Raw genomic sequence first — 17,065 nt, 5'->3', positions numbered from 1 at the left:
TAAAACACGCCTGAAAATACGTGTCAATAAACTGATTCGATACCTTAATAAGCTTTTCGAATCGCCCGCGCGCTGTGGCAATCCGCTCCCCCAACACCGCCAGCCTCGCCCGCCAGCAAGGCCCGGCCACATCGGCCTGCGCATCCATGAACATAAACGAAACCGATTGGCTTGCGCCCTTCCCTCACTCGCGCTCTTCGCGCACCGCAAGTCACCGGACGCAAAGCTTGCCGACCTCGAGAAGACACTGGCCCATTGCTGCACCGCTGTTGCCGCTGCTCAACCAATTCCGCAGAACGTAAGGCATCGCGCGTAGCAATCGCTGTCCTTCGGAGAAAACGAACGCGTTGCTCGGGCGGCACCCCATGCGGGATTGCCGCCCGGACAGTTGCATCCGGCGTCGGGTTCCAGTTCTGCTCTCCGTGGCGGTTCATCTGGTCCCCACCCGCGATCGTCAATGCAAGAAGTGAACGCTGCTGATCTCCTCCTCATCGGCATCCTCGGACGAGGCGTGGTCAAGTATTGCGCACCGGAAGTCGAACTTGACGCGAAGGATCGCAGATTCAATGCGATCGTCTCCACGATAGGCCATCAGGCGAGTATTGATCGCTTCCTCGACGGCGAGAATCGCCTGCTCGACGCTCTCCGGATCGTCGCTATCGAAGCCGACCTCAATCTCAACGCTCTCCAGCAAATTCAGCGCTGTTCCAATGTCCTCGGAAGCGACAAATAATGTGGTGGCATCTTCTCTCATCTATCCTCCCCGTTCGGCTATCTAAAACCTGCAGACCGTTGCGAGTTGCACGGCTATCGTTGCACAACCGGAACAAAGCTGCCGGACAACGTACATGGGGTTTGCGTTCGAAACAACGGATGCCTTGCTGTACGCAGAGAAGCGAATAGAATCGAAGGTTCCAGCGCATCGTTGCGGTTATCGCCGCGTCCTTGAAAGCTGCCATTAAGGAAAATGGAGCGACGAAATCGGCACAAGCACCCTGCTGCTTCCGACGCCGTGCTCCCAGACATTTCCTATGCAAATCCCTCCGTCGCAGAACGTCCGCTTCCTGGCGCCGCGCGGACCTGCGGGCAACCACACGCGAGTTCCGATTTAGGTCAGCGCACTCACACGCTACCGGGCCGTGACCCGAATGCTAGTCAACGCGAAGCAAGCGGCCCGATTCCGGGCACACGGCGGCTGGTGAGCCGTTAGACCAGACTTGCTCATTCTCGAGTTGCAGCGATGTCGAGGGAGCAACATCGAAAGCGATCTTCAGCGCGCTAGCAATATTGGCGTCTTCGATGGGAAGTTCCCACGTCAGGAAAATCTGGGCAAAGTCCTGGCCCGGGGCGAAATCGGCCGCCGAGAAACTGTCGCTGCTGCGCTGAATGACCCCGTGCGGCTGAACCGGATCGAAAATCACGGCTGTTCCCCGCTTGATGGGAATGCGTTGGTCCGTCAAGGGAAAGTGCAAGTCCAGACCCTTATCTTCAGTCAGGAAGAGATTGCAGAAAGCGTTACCGCCGTATTGTTCGCCGTCATGGTGATACCTCGCGCCACGACAGCCCATCAGCGCCATGTCGCAATCTGCAATCAGTGCGGGCAGCCCGAGGGTGCCGGTCCACTCAGACGTCGCCTGCACGCAGCGCTTGTAGTCCGGCCAGCGCATTTGCGTGCGCGCCAGCGGCATCACCTCGACGTCTCCAGGCTCCAGAGCGAGCCGCACATCTATCTCTCTTTGCCAATCCGCAAGCACGGCCGCAGAAGGCGCCGGCAGATCGAGCGTTCCGGATAAAACGATGTCACTGACGCGGCGACTGCGGATGGCGTCGCCGCTCCAGAAAAAGGAGGTCAAGGTATTTCGCATTCGATTCTGTCGCAGAGAACTCAGCGAGACATTGTAACGATTCATCGTGGTCATCCCGGCAGGCGCGCCGGCGTATCGCTAAACGTCGACGGCACAAGGCGCGGCCAAACGGCGAGTTCTGTCCCCAATCGATATGCAGACCGTGGCACACCGAAAAATCTTTTCGTTCTGAACCCAATGCCATCGACTTCAATGCCGGCACGCGCTCCTGCATATTCTCGACACGGATCGTAAGCCGCTGAACGCAGTACCTGGTCAGCGAGATACGAACATCAACAATGCAGGCGAACGCCTCCGCTCACGAGGGGCGGCATGCCGACGTCGCGTGCCCATCACGACGATAAATCAGGAGACAACGATGTCCTCACATCCAGCCATACCTGCGGATGCCACGCGCACATCCGCGGATGCTACGTTTCGAAAAGCAGCGTGGCGCTTCATGCCGCTTCTGTTCGTCTGTTACGTGGTCGCCTACCTTGATCGGGTGAATGTGGGGTTTGCCAAACTCCAGATGTTGAACGACCTCAACTTCAGCGAGGCAGTCTACGGTCTTGGAGCAGGCCTGTTTTTCGTCGGCTATTTTTTGTTCGAAGTCCCTAGCAATCTGCTGCTTCATCGTGTGGGTGCGCGCCGCTGGATCGCGCGCATCATGGTGACCTGGGCAATCCTCTCGCTCGCTACCGCGTGGGTTACCACGCCGACCATGTTTTACATCGTCCGCTTCCTTCTAGGCGTTGCAGAAGCTGGGTTTTATCCCGGCATGATTCTGTACCTGACCTACTGGTTTCCTTCCCATCGGCGCGGGAAGATGATGGCCGTGCTTACGGCCGGCAATCCGGTCTCCGGCATGCTCGGCGGTCCCCTCTCGGGATTCATCATGCACTCTTTCGCGGGAGTCGCAGGTCATAGCGGCTGGCAGTGGCTTTTCATTATCGAGGCCATGCCGGCAATCGCGCTTGGCATCATCGTCTTCTTCTTTCTCGACGACCGCGTGAAAGACGCGAACTGGCTCAGTGGCGAAGAGAAAGCGCAAATCACACGGGAGATCGATGGTGACGCGGTCAGTCGCACTCATGGCTCGGTCAAGGATGCATTCTCGTCCGGTTGGGTTTGGCTACTCTGCCTTATCCTTTTCGGCATCATCATGGGATCGTACGCAATCGGCTTCTGGCAGCCGACCATTATCAAGGCGTCCGGCGTCAATGACCCGCTGACGGTCGGCTTGCTCACGATGATTCCTTACACCTGCGCGCTTATTTCAATGATTCTGGTTGCGCGCAGTGCCGACCGCATGCGCGAGCGTCGTTGGCATGTTAGCGCTCCCGCGCTCGTCGCTGCGATGGGATTCTGTCTCTGTGCGCTCAGCGACCATCAGCTTGTGCCCGCGATGATTGGCCTGTCACTCGCTGCAGCGGGCATCGTTTCCGCCCTGCCGATGTTTTGGGCGCTTCCCACCTCGTTCCTCGGTGGCACCGCTGCAGCAGCCGGTATCGCGCTCATCAATTCGACCGGCAATCTCGCCGGATTCGTCAGCCCATCGGTCATGGGCTGGCTAAAAACCGAGACGCATTCCTTGACCTCCGGCTTATACCTTGTCGCGGGAAGCCTGACGCTCTCTGCGGTATTGATTCTGGTATTCCTTCCGGCCAAGGTGGTGAACCGATGACGCGTGCAGGTTCGCAGAAAGCGGCCGAGGCTGCATATCGGAATGCAGGCATAGCCACCTCATCGACATGAGTCAACCGCCCTCTACGTCTGACTGAGTTCGTTTCACTGACGGGACGGATCGAAAGATTAAGCGGCAGATAGCAAGTGCAAATTTTGGAGAAAGTCATGGCTGACAAAAAAGATAGTCCGCAAACACCCGCCGATGTTACTGGCATGAAGCGCGGATTGACCTCCTACGGTGACCAGGGATTCTCGCTGTTCCTTCGCAAAGCGTTTATCAAAGGTGCCGGTTATACGGATCAGGCGCTTGACCGTCCGGTCATCGGAATCGTCAACACCGGCAGCGGCTTCAATGCATGCCATGGAAACATGCCGCAACTCGTTGAGGCGGTGAAGCGGGGTGTCATGCTCGCAGGCGGTTTGCCGATTGACTTTCCGACCATCTCGATTCACGAGAGCTTCTCGTCACCGACGTCGATGTATCTGCGCAATCTGATGTCGATGGACACGGAAGAAATGATTCGCGCGCAGCCGATGGATGCGGTCGTACTGATCGGCGGTTGCGACAAAACGGTGCCTGCCCAATTGATGGGTGCCGCCTCGGCCGGTATGCCCGCCATTCAACTTATCACCGGCTCCATGCTCACGGGCTCGCATCGGAGCGAACGTGTGGGGGCATGTACGGACTGCCGCCGGTACTGGGGCAAGTTCCGTGCGAACGAAATCGACCAGGAAGAGGTCGACGATGTCAATAACCAACTCGTTGCGAGCGTGGGCACTTGCTCCGTCATGGGTACGGCGAGCACCATGGCATGTATCGCCGAAGCCCTGGGCATGACGGTGCCTGGCGGCGCAACGCCTCCCGCGGTAACGGCAGACCGCATCCGCGTGGCAGAGCAAACCGGCACGACCGCCGTCACGCTGGCAAAAGAACGATTGACCATCGACAAGATCCTCACGCCAAAGGCGTTCGAGAACGCAATGCGCGTGCTGCTCGCTATCGGCGGCTCCACCAACGCGATAGTTCACCTTAGCGCGATCGCCGGCCGCCTTGGTCACAAGATTGACCTCGATACGCTCGACCAGATGGGCAAGGAAACGCCCGTCCTGCTCGACCTCAAGCCGACGGGGCAGCACTATATGGAGGATTTTCATAAGGCAGGTGGCGTCGCCACCCTGCTTCGCGAGCTGAAGCCGCTGCTGCATCTCGATGCATTAACGGTAAGCGGTCACACGCTGGGTGAGCAGATTGAGGCAAGTGGCCCGGGGTTCCAGCAGGATGTGGTGCGGTCTTTTTCGCAACCGATCTACCCACAAGGTGGCCTGGCCGTTCTCCGCGGCAATCTCGCTCCGGGCGGCGCAATCATTAAACAGTCTGCTGCCGACCCGAAACTGATGGAACACGAGGGCCGCGCTGTCGTGTTCGAAAACGTCGAAGACCTGATCAATCGCATCGACGACGAATCCTTGGACGTGAATGCCGACGACATCCTCGTGCTCAAGAACATCGGACCGGTGGGTGCGCCTGGCATGCCGGAAGCCGGCTACATCCCCATCCCACGAAAGCTTGCGCGTACCGGAGTGAAAGACATGGTCCGAATTTCCGACGGTCGGATGAGCGGAACCGCATTTGGCACGATCGTCTTGCACGTTACGCCCGAAGCAGCCGCCGGGGGAACGTTGGCCTATGTTCGCAACGGGGACCGCATTCGCCTCAGCGTCTTGAATCGAGAGGTATCGCTTCTCGTCGCCGATGAAGCGTTGAAACAGCGCGCAGTGGAAACGCCCATTACCCGACCGACGGCGGATCGTGGCTACCGCAAGCTCTTCCTGCAGACCGTAACGCAGGCGGACGAAGGGGTAGACTTCGACTTCCTGCGAGCAGCCAGCCTTCAGAAAGACACTCCAACCGATTGAACATGCCGGTCCGGGGCAACACACGATGCCTCGGACCGCGCCAGCTTACGAAGCGAGTCGATCAACCACCGGCGCGTGCCCTGCCGTGATGTTTGCGGCTTCTCCGCGCAGGCTCGCTTCACGCCAGTGCGTCGTCATGAGGCCGGTTGAAAGTACTCGCGGCTGCCTGCGCGAACAACTTCACCAACGCGAATCGAGGTGAATGTCGTGCGATCACAAGTCCGATCCGACGTACCGGTGCGCGTTCGGGGAGCACAATACGCGTGATCGCAAGCCCGCTCGTCCATAACGAGGGCCAGTCGGGCACCAACGATACGCCCAGCCCTTTGGCCACGAGCGTCGCAATGGCGAGCAATCCGTCAATTTCAAGTCTCTGCCTCGGGTGTAAATCGTTGTCTCGCAAGTAGCGATCGGCCAATTGACCGCCGAGGACAGAACGAGCGTAACGAACGAATGGCTCGGAAGTCAGAAGTTCGTGGGCATCACGCCCTCTCATCGATTCGTGCGCTACCACGATTAGTGGCTCTTCAGTCAGCGGATGCCATTCGCACGTTTTGGGCATGGCGAATTGTGGTTCGACAACGATGGCGACATCGAGCTCACCCGCGCAGACCTTCTTGCAAAGGTCGACCGAACTTCCCGTATCGACAAAGATCTTCAGATCGGGATACGTGGCATACACACCCTGCAGGACCGACGGCAGTATGCTGACCATCGCCGACTGGAACACGCCCACCCTCAGTTCGCCAATTTGCATCTGGCCATCTTGTGCAATGGCCTGCATATCCCTCACAGCGCGAAGAAGTGCATGCGCGCTGTCCAACACCTTTACGCCTTCGGCAGTGGGTCCAACGTTGCGTCCTGAGCGTTGAATCAGCGTGGTTCCCAGGCTTTCTTCGAGTGAACGAATTCGCGCGGCAACCGCAGTTGCCGTCAGCCCAAGGCGTCGCGCTGCTTCGGCGATAGACCCACTCTCCACCACGGCGACAAAACTCTGCACATAACGAATGTCCATAACCGATTCTATGACAGAGAAGGGAATCGTTGAAAGATCATGACGGTCAGCATCACGCGCTGGTCCGAGCAAAATTTTGCGCGGATCGAACTAGAATCGCAGATCACCCAAACCACCGAGGCCATCGCCCGATCATGATCACCTGCACGCTGCGCTACGTCATCGACCCGTATCGACTCGCCGAATTCGAAGCCTACGCAAAGATGTGGATTCCTTTGGTCGAGCGCTTCGGCGGCCAGCATCACGGCTATTTTCTGCCCAGCGAAGGCGCGAACAATATCGCGCTCGCGCTGTTCTCGTTCCCGAGCCTCGCCGCCTACGAAACCTATCGCCAGCAATCGCAGCATGACGCCGACTGCCAGGCAGCGTTCCAGTATGCAAACGACACACGCTGCATCGTGAGTTATGAACGCAGTTTCATGCGTCCGGTATTCGGGTAGGATTCGGGTAGTGCGCGCGGCGCGTTCCGTGCCGCGCCTCAACCTCTTTCTGCGCAAACGACATGCAACAAGGCACTCCGGCCACCGCCGCCAGCTTTGCCAGTATGGGCGTCGATCTGCTCGACTTCTTCGACGTCACCCCCACTTCGCTGTGGCTTGAGGACTATAGCCAGCTACGCGCCCTGTTCGAGCGCTGGCGCGAAGCTGGCGTCACGAATATCCGTGCGTGGCTCGAAGAAGATCCGCGCCGCGTTGCCGAATGCTCGGCCTGCATCCGCGTACTCAAGGTCAACCGCCATACGCTCGCGCTCTACGGCGCGCGCAGCCACGACGAACTGACCGAACATCTGGCCGAAGTCCTGCGCGACGACATGTTCCAGGCGCACGTGGGCGAGCTCGAACAGATGTGGCAAGGCAGCAGCACCTTCGAAAGCAAGAGCGTGAATTACACGCTCGGCGGCCGGCGCATGGACATCCTCCTGCGCGGCGTGATCCTGCCGGGCCACGAAAACGACTGGAGCCGCGTGCTGGTGTCGATCGAAGATGTTTCGGCGCTCGAAGAAGCCCGTCATCGCGCGACGGCCAGCGAACAATACGCGCTGGGTGTTTTCGAACACGCGCCGGTGTCGCTCTGGGTCGAGAATTTCTCGGCGATCCGCGAGTTGCTGGACGAAGTGCGCATGCAGGGTATCGTCGATTTCCGCACTTTTACCGACGTGCATCCCGAGTTCGTCGAGCGCTGCATGAGCGAAATCCAGGTGCTCGACGTCAATCACTACACGCTCGGGATGTATCGCGCGCCGGACAAAGCCACCCTGCTCGCGCGCCTGCCGCAGATTTTCCGCGACGAAATGCGCCCGCATTTTCGCGAGCAGTTGCTCGATCTATGGGAAGGCCGCCTGTTCCAGCAGCGCGAGGTGATCAACTACGCGCTCGACGGCAGCGAGCTCAACGTCCATCTGCAATTTTCGGTTTTTCCCGGCCACGAGGAGCGCTGGGATCTCGTGCTGCTCGCGCTCACCGACATCACGGCGCGCAAGAAAGCCGAAGCCTACCTCGAATTCCTCGGCAAACATGATGTGCTGACGAAGCTCAAGAACCGCTCGTTTTACGTCGATGAATTGAACCGTCTGCAACGCAAAGGGCCGTTCCCGGTCAGCGCGATCGTGCTGGACATGGACAACCTCAAGGCCGTCAACGACCAGTTGGGTCATGCGGCTGGCGACGCGCTGCTGCGCCGTGCAGGCGAAGTGCTCGCGAAAGCCATCCAGAAGCCGTATCACGCGGCGCGCATCGGTGGCGACGAATTCGCGGTGCTGATGCCGGGCGCGGACGCGCGCGACGCGGAAATTGTCGCGGATAGCCTCGGCAAGCTGGTCGAACTGAACAACCAGTTCTATGGCGGCCCGCGTTTGAGCTTTTCGCTCGGCTGGGACAGCTGTGCGGAAGGCGAAAGTGTGGAACTGATGTTGCGTGCCGCGGATGCGGCGATGTACGAGGCGAAGCGCCGGCGCAACGAACTCGCACGCAATGGTGCGGAGCCGGTGGATCTGCGCAACAAGCCGCGCAAGGGCGAGCTTTAAGCGCGGCTGCCGCGCCAATAGCAAGCGAATTCCGACGTAAACGGCAACCGGGAGCGCGACGCAAAGCGCCTCGCTCCCGGCTTGTGATACGTCATGCCGACGCACGTGCGCAGCTTGCGGCCACGCGAAAGGCGCACGTCAGATCACATGTAAGGACGGCGCGAAGCCGCCCCTGTCATGCCATCCAGCGTGCGCGCCGTGCGACGGCTGCCGGCATCACGACGCGTTGACTGCGTCCTTGAAGGCCTTACCAGCCGTGAACTTCACGGTCTTGGCAGCGGCGATCTGGATTTCAGCGCCGGTGGCCGGGTTGCGGCCGACGCGTGCTGCACGTTGACCGGTCGAGAACGAACCGAAGCCGACGAGCTGCACGGAATCGCCCGACGTGACCGCCTTGGTGACCACTTCGAGGATCGCGTCGATTGCCGCGCCCGTGGCTGCCTTGGTCTCGCCCGTGCTTGCGGCGACTGCGTCAATGAGTTCCTGTTTGTTCATCTGCTACCTGTGTTGAGTTGAGAAAACCTGCATACCCTACCTCACGCGGGCAAAACAGGCAAATCGCGTTGCATATCGAAACGTAACACGCACGGGGCTTACAGACGGTTGCGAGCACCGGGAATGATTCATGCAAGGCGATTTTCTCGCCTATTTAGTGACTATTTCGCGTATTTTTACAAAAACCACCGGTATTCGCGTGCGGCAATCGCGTGCATAAAATCGAGATGGTCCTGACGTTTATTTTCGCAATAGACCATCACAAAGTCCTCGCCGAGCGCTTCGCGCACCCCTGCGTGGCCCCGCATCGCGCTGACGGCGGTCAGCATATCGCCGGGAAAATCGATGCCGCTTGCACGGTTTTCGTTGAGCGGCGCGATGGGTTCCCGGCCCGCGTCGAGGCCGGATTCGATGCCCGCGAGGATCGCCGCGAGCACCAGATAGGGGTTCGCGTCGGCGCCCGCCAGGCGATGTTCGATGCGCAGATTCGCCTCGTCCGACTCTGGAATGCGGATGCAGGCGTCGCGATCTTCGAAGCCCCAGCTCGCCCGGCTCGCCGCGTTGACCATCGCTCCGTAGCGGCGAAACGCGTTGTGATTCGCCGCGAAAATCGGCATGCAATGCGGCAGCAGCGCAAGACATCCGGCCACGGCATGACGCAAGCCGCGCCGCTCATTCGCCGCCAGCACGTTGCGCCCCGCCTCGTCGTAAAGACTGACGTGCACATGCATGCCGCTGCCCGGCGCGTCGAGCCAGGGTTTCGACATGAAACTCGCGCGATAGCCGTGCTGCATCGCTACGCCGCGCGTGCTGCGGCAGAAAAGCGCAGACCAGTCGGCGGCACGCAACGCATCGTCGCAATGGCCGAAATTGATCTCGAACTGCCCCGGCCCGAGTTCGGCGGTGATGACCGTTGCGTCGACACCCTGTTCGCGCGCCGCCTCCACCATCTCGTGCAGCACCGGCGAAAAACGCGCAAGCCGTTCGATATGCATGTTCGGCTGATCGTCGGCGTCGTTGCTCAGCGTGTCGCGCGCGTGTTGCGGCAAACCTTCGCGCAGCTTCGCATCGAAGAGATAGAACTCCAGCTCGAACGCGACGACCGGCTTGAGCCCGCGCCGCGCGAAACGCTTCAGCACGCGCGCGAGCACCTCGCGTGGCTCGAAGCCGATGGGCGCCGCCGTGCCGTCCGACGTGATGAGCATCTGCGCGAGCGGTTGCGGCTCCCAGCGTACCCGTTTGAGCGTGCCCGGCACGAGCCGGCGCGCCGCGTCTGGATCGCCGTCGTGAAAGCAATAATCGCCGATCGGATACACGCCGCCCTGCGCGCCGAGCAGGATCGTGTTCTGCGGCAGCTTGAGCATCGCGCCCGCGGCCACTTTTTCGAGCATGCCGATGGGATAGCGCTTGCCGTAGAAATGGCCCGGCAGATCGAGGCTGATCAGATCGACGTATTGCACGTCGGGATGCGCCGCTCGAAAGGCGCGTACTTCGCTCAGGAGATCGGAGGCGATGGCTGTCACGTCAGGGTCCTTGTTGGCGCGAGTGAATTTTTTTAATCAGGAATGCAGATCATCAAGAAAAAACGCATGCAGTGCGATGCGCGCTGAAACGGCTAGATCAGGTGAAAACCCAGAGCACGCGCGCAGGCTGCTCCGAAAGATTCGCGTAGCTGAAGCGGCAGCGCGAAGGTAGCTGGAAGCTGTCGCCGGTCTTGAGCGTGACGGCTTCGCCATCGGCGTCGAGCCAAATGGTCAGTTCGCCGTCGAGCACGAAACCGCCCTGTTCGTCGCTATCGTCCACCGGGCGCTCGCCGCTGGTCGCGCCCGGTTCCAGCAGGCTTTCCAGCATCGAAAAGCCCGACGACATGCTCGGCGACACCAGCACGTCCGTAATGCCGCCGCCGTAATAAAGCGTGCGCCGCTCAGCCGGTCGCGTCACCCACGGCAACGCGCGCGGCTTGCTGACGCTGTAAAAATACGTGGTGGGCGTCTGCAGCGCCTCGCCGATCGCGGTGAGATCCGCCACGGTCGGCCGCGACAGCCCGCGCTCGACCTGCGAAAGAAAACCCACCGAGCGCCCGATGCGCTCCGCCAGTTCCGCCAGCGTGACCTTCTTGTGCTTGCGCAGATCGCGAATCAGGATCGCGAGCCCTTCGATCTCTTCCTGCCTGTCCATGCCGGTTTTACTCCATCAAACGACGTCGCGCAGGCGATACCAGAGCTTGCCCAGCGCCTCCAGCGGCGCGGCCAGCGCGTCGCCGCCCGGAAAACGCGGATTATGGATGGCCTCGTAGTGCGAGAGCAAGCGCGTATCGCCGAGGATCGCGTCGGAGACCGCGCGCGCCGCTGCAAGCGTCGGCAATACGCCGTGCCCGGAAAACCCCTGCAACCAATAGCGCCCGCGCGCGTGACCGAGATCGGGCGTGCGTCGAATGCTGATATCGATATGGCCGCCCCACGCGAACTCGAGCGCGACATCGCGCAGTAGCGGAAACGCCCGGTCCAGGCTCGGGCGAATCGCCGCGCGGATATCCTTCGGGATGCCGCCCAGATACGTACATGCGCCGCCAAACAGCAGCCGATGATCAGGGCTCAGGCGGAAGTAGTCGGGTACAAACTGATTGTCGATCACGCAACTATTACGCGGCAGCAGCGACTGCGCGAGCGCCGGATCGAGCGGCGCGGTCGCCACCTGATACGTGCCGACCGGCAGCACGCGACGCGCGAGTTCGCGATCGAGGCGATCGATATAGGCGTTGCAGGCGAGTACGAGCGTATCGGCGCGAATCGTGCCTTGCGCGGTGGTCGCGATAAACCCGGACGGCGCTTCGCGCCACGACTGCACACGCGTCTGCTCGAAAATCTTGCCGCCAGCCTGTTCGATGGCAGCCGAGATGCCGAGCGCGAGTTTGAGCGGATTCAGATGCCCTGCCTCGGGATCGTAGAGCGCGGCGCGATAGCGCGGGCTACCGATCCACTCTGGCATATCGCGTTGTTCAATCACGCGCAGCGCGTCGTAGCCCCACTTCTGCGCGGCTTCGTCGCGTGCTTCGTCGAGCAGGGCAACACGGCTGGGTTTCACGGCGGCCCAGAGACTTCCCGGCCGGTAATCGATATCGAAACCATGACGCGCGGGCAACTCGCGCACTTCGCGCGCAGCCCAGCGCATGCTGTCCCATAGCTCGCGGGCACGCTCGACGCCCAGCGAATGCTCGAGCGGCGCCATATCGCACGACCAGCCGAGCAGCGCCTGCCCGCCGTTGCGGCCAGATGCGGCCCACGCCACGCGGCTGGCTTCCACCACGGCGACGCGCTTGCCCGCCTGCGCCAGCCGCAGCGCCGTATGCAAGCCGCTAAACCCCGCGCCGACGATCAGGACATCGACATCGCAATCCTCTTCCAGCGCCGGGCGCGCAGGCGCGGCGGCTGGCAGGGTTTGGGCGTAGTAGCTCTCAACATGCTGGGTCGACTCGACGAACATGGCGGCATCCGTGAAATTTTATCGTGCAAATTTCATGAAAAATTAGCACGGCAATTTCACGGGTGCAAGTCGGGCGTGCCTACGCGTTATCCCGCAGATCGGGGAAGCAGGCAGCCGGTTGCGGGCACTGGAGACCCGCCAGGATTGGTGAACAGCACCGTTTCTACGGCTGCACGTTCTGCGGTTCGGACGAGGCCACGGGCGCCTGCGCAGCGCCGGACGCACCCGCGGCAGCGGACGCAGACTGAACCTGTGCCGCGTTGGCCTGAGCCGTCAGTTGCTCGCCGGCCAGATTCTGAACCGCCTGGGAGCAGTCATCCGAGGGGACGACATGGGCGCGAGCCAGCAGCGTCTGAAGCCCGCCGATCTTGCGCTGATCCTCCGCCAACAAAGACTGGCATTCGGCCTGCACGCGGTCCAGGCCCTCGCGATCCAGCATCGACTGGAGATGCTGGGCCATCCGCTCACGGTCTTCCACATTCGGCGCCTGGACACCGAGAACGCGAAGACTTTCCAGCACCGCTGGCTGACACGCGCCGGTGTAGTTCACGACCTGCTCGCAGACGGGAGGGAGAACCCACGTGGGAGCGTGTGTGGTCTGGGTGGGCCACATTTCCTGCTCGGATCGCGCCCGATGAATATGGTGAACCGCGCGGGGCGCCCATGGACCGTGGTGAATCGGGTGCTGGTGAAAGCGCACGCGATGCGTATATCGGCGTGCCTCTGGATGGGCCATCAACCCACGCGTATGTTTCGCCCGTTCCTCGTGTTTCGAGTGCCCAACGTGCTGGAAGCGCTCAGGCAGGTGATGTTCGTGCGACGACGCCGCGACTTTCGAATGATGCGTTTGCTGGACGTGATGGACCTTGGTCTGCGCGATCGCATGGGCTGCCTGAGTTGCCAGCGAACACCCCATGATCATGACTATCGCGTTAATTCCCGTTTTTTTCGTTCTATTGCTATTGCTATTGCAACCCACTCCCCCGACCTCTCATTTCTTGCGAACAATAAGCAGTTAACGGCAATAAACGGATGAGCTTTAGCCCACCCGACTGGGCACGGACCGCAGCAACTGATCGCGTATCCATTGATGCGCGGGCGTCCCCGCGTGCCGCCTGTGTTGATAGATCTTCAGCGTATAACGCGGCGGCGCGAACGGCGTGGGATAGATCGTCACCGGCGCGGCATCGCGCAACACGCGCGCGGCGTGACGCGGCACCGTCATCAGCAGGCTGGAATTCGCGACGATAAAAGGCGCGACGAGCACGGACGGCAATTGCACCGCCACGTCGCGCGCCACGCCCAGGCGGTCGAGCACGAGATCGATCGAGCCGCGCGACTCGTCCCACGGCGTCACGACCACATGCTGCGCGGCGAGATATTGCGCCATGCTCAGCTTGCGACGAATCGACGGATGCTGACGGCTGGCGATCACCACGTATTCATCGGAAAACCAGTCCGCGCTTTCGACACCGGCGGGCAACGGCAACGCCTCTTCGTCATAGCCGAGCGCAAAATCGATGCGCCCGGAAGCGAGTTCGTCGGCAGACTCCCGCCCGCGCGAATACACCACCTTGAAACGCAAACTCGGCGCGGCCTGCTGCATCCGCGCGATAAAGGCAGGAAGGATGGCGAACGCCGTGTAGTCGGTCGCGGCGAACACAAATGTGCGCTCGCTCGCGGCGGGATCGAACTGACGCACCGGCGCGAGCCCTGCGTGCAGCAGATCGAGCGCCTCGCCAACCGGTCGCATGATGCGTTCGGCGGCCGCCGTCGGGCGCATTTCATTGCCGACGCGCACGAACAGTTCGTCCGCGAGCGCATCGCGCAGACGCGCCAGCGCATGGCTCAACGCCGATGCGCTCATGGACAACTCGTCGGCCGCCAGCGTCACCGAGCGGTGCCGCACGAGCGCGTCGAATACCAGCAGCAGGTTCAGGTCGAGACGACGCAGGTCATGATGCATAACGTTCATTCGGCAATGAGGAAAATGCAGTATACGCAGATTGCATTTCGACTAACATCGTCAGCCTGCTACTCCCTTGCTTCCCTGGAACCGAATCATCATCATGGCACTGACTATCCGACCCGCCGTCGCTGACGACGCGGCGCTCATCCTCCATTTCATTACCGAACTCGCCATCTACGAGAAGGCCGAAGACCAGGTTGCCGCGACGACGCAAAGCATCGTCGCTTCGCTATTCGGTGCGGAATCGCCTTCGAAGGCCTTGATCTGCGAACTCGACGGCAAGGCAATCGGCTACGCGGTGTACTTTTTCTCGTATTCGACGTGGCAGGCCAAAGCCGGTCTGTATCTGGAAGATCTGTACGTTTCTCCCGACGCGCGCGGACTTGGCGCAGGCAAACGCCTGCTGCAGCATCTCGCGGCGATTGCGTGGGAAAAAGGCTGCGGACGCTTCGAATGGAGCGTGCTGGACTGGAACGAACCGGCGATCCAGTTCTACGAATCGCTCGGCGCGAAGGCGCAAAGCGAGTGGATTCGCTATCGCGTCGAAGGCGATGCGATCCGGGAGATGGCGTTCGCGCCGCAGCCTGCTAAATCGACTTCGGCGATCACGCAATGAGATTCTGCGCCGCCGGGCAACCCGGCGGCGCGGCCGAAAACCATCAGCTTGCGGCGCGTTTCGCCCATTCGCTCACGTAGGCGGGTTCGCCGCTTTCAGGCAACGCGCCGTCCCGTTCAGGCGCGAGCGGCTTGAGCGCCATCGGCAACACGCCTGCCCAGACCGGACGATCGAGATCTTCCTCGTCGTCTTCCGGGCCTTTCGCACGCACCTTGGCAACCGATTCGTCGAGCGGCAGACGCAGCACGGTCGTCGCGGCCAGTTCATTGCGATTGCCCGCGCGCGCTTCGTGCAGGCGCCCGGGTGCGATGTGCTCCATGAACGCGTCGAGCGCAGCCGCCTTGTGCTCGTTCGCGACCACTTCGAACGCGCCATAGATCATCGCCGAGCGATAGTTCATCGAGTGATTGAAGGCCGAGCGCGCGAGCACGAGGCCGTCGAGATGCGTGATCGTCACGCAGACCTGCGCGCCATCGGCGGCGAGTTTGAGCATGCGGCTGCCATTGGAGCCGTGGATGTAGAGATGATCGCCTTCGCGCCAGCATGCGGTAGGAATGCAATGCACGCCATGATCGTCCGCGAAGGCGACGTGGCAGACGTACGCGGCGTCGAGAATCGCGTACAGCGTGTCGCGATCGTATTGCGCGCGCTCGGCGATGCGGCGCACGCGCGTGCGCGGCGTCGGCACGCTTTGGCGGGCGACGGAATCGGTTTCGTTGTTGTTATTGTTGTTCTCGCTCTCGGACATCCTCGGCTTCTCCTGCTTTCTGGTGGGGGAAAGCCGATTACGTTAGCGAAGTCGTGGCCCCATGAGTAGATCCAGCATGGCAAGGATGTGTAGGGCCACGGGGCGCGTCGATGTCGATCAGTTTTGCACCGCTTTCTTGCGCGGCACGCGCAAAGGCTTCGCAGCGACTTCCACCGATCTTGCCGCACGCCGCGGCGTACGACGCGTGCCGGGCACGGCATTGGCCGCCGCCGCTGCGCTAGCCCTGGTGCGCAATGCTTCCACTTCCTGCGTCTGCGCTGCGTGCGCGATGCGCTGCGCTTCCAGACGGCCTTCGAGCATCCCGGCCTGATGGCGCAGATCGCCCAGTTGCGCCTGTAGTGCCTGCGCTTCGGCGCGGGCGGACTCTTCCGCTTGTGTCGCTCGCTTCGTGGCGGCGTCCAGATCGCGCTGCAGGCGCGTACTCGTCGCCCGCTCGCGCTCGATTTCCAGCAGCGCACGCTTTTCCGACGCCTGCAAACGCGTTTCCGCCAGTTCGGCGCCTGCGCGCAGTTTGTCGAGTTCGGCGGCGAAATCGGCACGCGCCTGGACGAGCGCCGCGTCACGCTCGCGGCCTTCCTGCTGCAAGCCCGTAACCTGCCCTTCGAGCGCCACGCGCGTGGCTTCGCCTGCGGCCTGTACCTGCTCCAGTTCGTGAATGCGCACCTGCGCGGCCAGCAAGGCTGTCGTGCGTTGCTCCAGCGCGGTTTCCGTACGCACCAGATCGTTCTGCAAGGTCGCGACGCGCGTTTCGGCTTCGTGGCGCACCGCTTCGACTTCCACGCGCAACGCTTCGAGCGAAGCCTGCGCAGCCGCCGTGGCGCGCGTCCACAACGCGGCGACCAGTTCGCCCGCCGCGCCCTGCAACTCTTCCGGCAGGTCAGCATGCTCGATGCGCACGCGGCTCTTTTCGCGCAATTCCGCCCAGAACTCGGACAGCACCGCCGTAGGCGTGCCCATGCTGCCGCGATGAACCAGTTGATAAAGACGGTTCGCGGTAGGCGTTATGCCGAAGCGGAAAAACAAGAGAGCGCACACCTCGCGATAGAGCTCGCGCGTCTTGGGGAACTCAGCCTTGAGACGCTCGATTTCAGCGCTGATGCGGACTTCTTCGGGGGCGACGTCTGACATGGTATTTGCGTGCATATTTGATTCGTTAATATTACAACGTAAACCGTCTATTTTCTACCTCGCAGAGTTCATATTTTGACATTACTTTTATAATGTTCGTATTTCAGCCGTGAAGCA

The 17,065-nt window shown here is 61.3% G+C and carries 17 protein-coding genes; 6 read left to right on the top strand and 11 right to left on the bottom strand.

Annotated elements, in window-relative coordinates; translation table 11 throughout:
- Positions 1-454: 454 nt before the first annotated feature.
- Positions 455-754: a hypothetical protein gene (locus U5A67_RS28415; RefSeq protein WP_205985259.1), complete on the bottom strand. Its 300-nt coding sequence runs from the start codon at positions 752-754 to the stop codon at positions 455-457.
- A gap of 397 nt (positions 755-1,151) precedes the next feature.
- A complete protein-coding gene (locus U5A67_RS28410; RefSeq protein ID WP_321816891.1) occupies positions 1,152-1,910 on the bottom strand; it encodes a hypothetical protein in 759 nt (252 codons plus the stop codon).
- A 313-nt stretch (positions 1,911-2,223) separates the two neighbouring features.
- Between U5A67_RS28410 and U5A67_RS28405 the strand changes: the two genes are divergently transcribed.
- Both U5A67_RS28405 and U5A67_RS28400 read left to right on the top strand, forming a co-directional pair.
- A complete protein-coding gene (locus U5A67_RS28405) occupies positions 2,224-3,531 on the top strand; it encodes an MFS transporter (protein ID WP_321816890.1) in 1,308 nt (435 codons plus the stop codon).
- 167 nt (positions 3,532-3,698) lie between these two features.
- Entirely contained in the window at positions 3,699-5,450 is a 1,752-nt protein-coding gene (locus tag U5A67_RS28400) for an IlvD/Edd family dehydratase (protein WP_321816889.1), read from the top strand.
- Positions 5,451-5,568: 118 nt separating this feature from the next.
- Here the strand turns inward: U5A67_RS28400 and U5A67_RS28395 are convergent, their stop codons facing one another.
- Positions 5,569-6,465, bottom strand: coding sequence for a LysR family transcriptional regulator (locus U5A67_RS28395; protein ID WP_321816888.1), 897 nt, complete (start codon positions 6,463-6,465; stop codon positions 5,569-5,571).
- A gap of 134 nt (positions 6,466-6,599) precedes the next feature.
- On the opposite strand from U5A67_RS28395, the gene U5A67_RS28390 reads away from it, so the two are divergent.
- Positions 6,600-6,905 (top strand): NIPSNAP family protein, encoded by a 306-nt coding sequence (locus U5A67_RS28390; RefSeq protein WP_205985263.1) that lies wholly within the window; start codon positions 6,600-6,602, stop codon positions 6,903-6,905.
- A gap of 62 nt (positions 6,906-6,967) precedes the next feature.
- Positions 6,968-8,488 carry a diguanylate cyclase domain-containing protein gene (locus U5A67_RS28385; RefSeq protein ID WP_415767957.1) on the top strand — a complete coding sequence of 507 codons (1,521 nt, stop codon included), beginning with the start codon at positions 6,968-6,970 and terminating at the stop codon, positions 8,486-8,488.
- A gap of 216 nt (positions 8,489-8,704) precedes the next feature.
- Here U5A67_RS28385 and U5A67_RS28380 read toward each other — a convergent pair whose 3' ends face one another.
- The 5 genes from U5A67_RS28380 to U5A67_RS28360 all read right to left on the bottom strand — a co-directional run bounded on the left by U5A67_RS28380 (position 8,705) and on the right by U5A67_RS28360 (position 13,016).
- Positions 8,705-8,983, bottom strand: a complete 279-nt coding sequence (locus U5A67_RS28380; protein WP_027818693.1) for an HU family DNA-binding protein — start codon at positions 8,981-8,983, stop codon at positions 8,705-8,707.
- Between the two features lie 176 nt (positions 8,984-9,159).
- Positions 9,160-10,506 (bottom strand): glutamine synthetase family protein, encoded by a 1,347-nt coding sequence (locus U5A67_RS28375; protein ID WP_321816887.1) that lies wholly within the window; start codon positions 10,504-10,506, stop codon positions 9,160-9,162.
- 97 nt (positions 10,507-10,603) lie between these two features.
- The gene (locus U5A67_RS28370; RefSeq protein ID WP_205985265.1) at positions 10,604-11,161 is read right to left on the bottom strand and encodes a helix-turn-helix domain-containing protein; all 558 of its coding nucleotides are present in this window, start codon (positions 11,159-11,161) and stop codon (positions 10,604-10,606) included.
- Positions 11,162-11,176: 15 nt separating this feature from the next.
- Positions 11,177-12,466: an FAD-binding oxidoreductase gene (locus U5A67_RS28365; RefSeq protein WP_321816886.1), complete on the bottom strand. Its 1,290-nt coding sequence runs from the start codon at positions 12,464-12,466 to the stop codon at positions 11,177-11,179.
- A 163-nt stretch (positions 12,467-12,629) separates the two neighbouring features.
- Positions 12,630-13,016 (bottom strand): hypothetical protein, encoded by a 387-nt coding sequence (locus U5A67_RS28360; protein ID WP_321816885.1) that lies wholly within the window; start codon positions 13,014-13,016, stop codon positions 12,630-12,632.
- A gap of 84 nt (positions 13,017-13,100) precedes the next feature.
- Between U5A67_RS28360 and U5A67_RS28355 the strand changes: the two genes are divergently transcribed.
- A complete protein-coding gene (locus U5A67_RS28355) occupies positions 13,101-13,502 on the top strand; it encodes a hypothetical protein (RefSeq protein WP_321816884.1) in 402 nt (133 codons plus the stop codon).
- Between the two features lie 3 nt (positions 13,503-13,505).
- Here U5A67_RS28355 and U5A67_RS28350 read toward each other — a convergent pair whose 3' ends face one another.
- Positions 13,506-14,432, bottom strand: coding sequence for a LysR family transcriptional regulator (locus U5A67_RS28350; protein ID WP_321816883.1), 927 nt, complete (start codon positions 14,430-14,432; stop codon positions 13,506-13,508).
- Between the two features lie 103 nt (positions 14,433-14,535).
- Here U5A67_RS28350 and U5A67_RS28345 point away from each other — a divergent pair, with 103 nt between their 5' ends.
- Positions 14,536-15,051 (top strand): GNAT family N-acetyltransferase, encoded by a 516-nt coding sequence (locus U5A67_RS28345; protein ID WP_321816882.1) that lies wholly within the window; start codon positions 14,536-14,538, stop codon positions 15,049-15,051.
- A gap of 43 nt (positions 15,052-15,094) precedes the next feature.
- On the opposite strand, the gene U5A67_RS28340 is transcribed toward U5A67_RS28345, so the two are convergent.
- Together U5A67_RS28340 and U5A67_RS28335 are read right to left on the bottom strand one after the other, a co-directional pair.
- Positions 15,095-15,799 carry a pyridoxamine 5'-phosphate oxidase family protein gene (locus U5A67_RS28340; protein WP_321816881.1) on the bottom strand — a complete coding sequence of 235 codons (705 nt, stop codon included), beginning with the start codon at positions 15,797-15,799 and terminating at the stop codon, positions 15,095-15,097.
- Between the two features lie 117 nt (positions 15,800-15,916).
- Entirely contained in the window at positions 15,917-16,948 is a 1,032-nt protein-coding gene (locus tag U5A67_RS28335) for a DNA-binding protein (RefSeq protein ID WP_321816880.1), read from the bottom strand.
- Positions 16,949-17,065: the final 117 nt, after the last annotated feature.

The organism is Paraburkholderia sp. J69-1 (genome assembly GCF_905220255.1).
Classification (GTDB): Bacteria; Pseudomonadota; Gammaproteobacteria; order Burkholderiales; family Burkholderiaceae; genus Paraburkholderia.
This window is presented reverse-complemented; position numbering and strand designations above follow the sequence as displayed.

Excerpts from the sequence above, each read along its gene's own strand:
- U5A67_RS28415 (WP_205985259.1), bottom strand. The coding sequence starts at position 754 with ATGAGAGAAGATGCCACCACATTATTTGTCGCTTCCGAGGACATTGGA.
- U5A67_RS28410 (WP_321816891.1), bottom strand. The coding sequence starts at position 1,910 with ATGAATCGTTACAATGTCTCGCTGAGTTCTCTGCGACAGAATCGAATG.
- U5A67_RS28405 (WP_321816890.1), top strand. The coding sequence starts at position 2,224 with ATGTCCTCACATCCAGCCATACCTGCGGATGCCACGCGCACATCCGCG.
- U5A67_RS28400 (WP_321816889.1), top strand. The coding sequence starts at position 3,699 with ATGGCTGACAAAAAAGATAGTCCGCAAACACCCGCCGATGTTACTGGC.
- U5A67_RS28395 (WP_321816888.1), bottom strand. The coding sequence starts at position 6,465 with ATGGACATTCGTTATGTGCAGAGTTTTGTCGCCGTGGTGGAGAGTGGG.
- U5A67_RS28390 (WP_205985263.1), top strand. The coding sequence starts at position 6,600 with ATGATCACCTGCACGCTGCGCTACGTCATCGACCCGTATCGACTCGCC.
- U5A67_RS28385 (WP_415767957.1), top strand. The coding sequence starts at position 6,968 with ATGCAACAAGGCACTCCGGCCACCGCCGCCAGCTTTGCCAGTATGGGC.
- U5A67_RS28380 (WP_027818693.1), bottom strand. The coding sequence starts at position 8,983 with ATGAACAAACAGGAACTCATTGACGCAGTCGCCGCAAGCACGGGCGAG.
- U5A67_RS28370 (WP_205985265.1), bottom strand. The coding sequence starts at position 11,161 with ATGGACAGGCAGGAAGAGATCGAAGGGCTCGCGATCCTGATTCGCGAT.
- U5A67_RS28365 (WP_321816886.1), bottom strand. The coding sequence starts at position 12,466 with ATGTTCGTCGAGTCGACCCAGCATGTTGAGAGCTACTACGCCCAAACC.
- U5A67_RS28355 (WP_321816884.1), top strand. The coding sequence starts at position 13,101 with ATGAATATGGTGAACCGCGCGGGGCGCCCATGGACCGTGGTGAATCGG.
- U5A67_RS28350 (WP_321816883.1), bottom strand. The coding sequence starts at position 14,432 with ATGCATCATGACCTGCGTCGTCTCGACCTGAACCTGCTGCTGGTATTC.
- U5A67_RS28345 (WP_321816882.1), top strand. The coding sequence starts at position 14,536 with ATGGCACTGACTATCCGACCCGCCGTCGCTGACGACGCGGCGCTCATC.
- U5A67_RS28340 (WP_321816881.1), bottom strand. The coding sequence starts at position 15,799 with ATGTCCGAGAGCGAGAACAACAATAACAACAACGAAACCGATTCCGTC.
- U5A67_RS28335 (WP_321816880.1), bottom strand. The coding sequence starts at position 16,948 with ATGTCAGACGTCGCCCCCGAAGAAGTCCGCATCAGCGCTGAAATCGAG.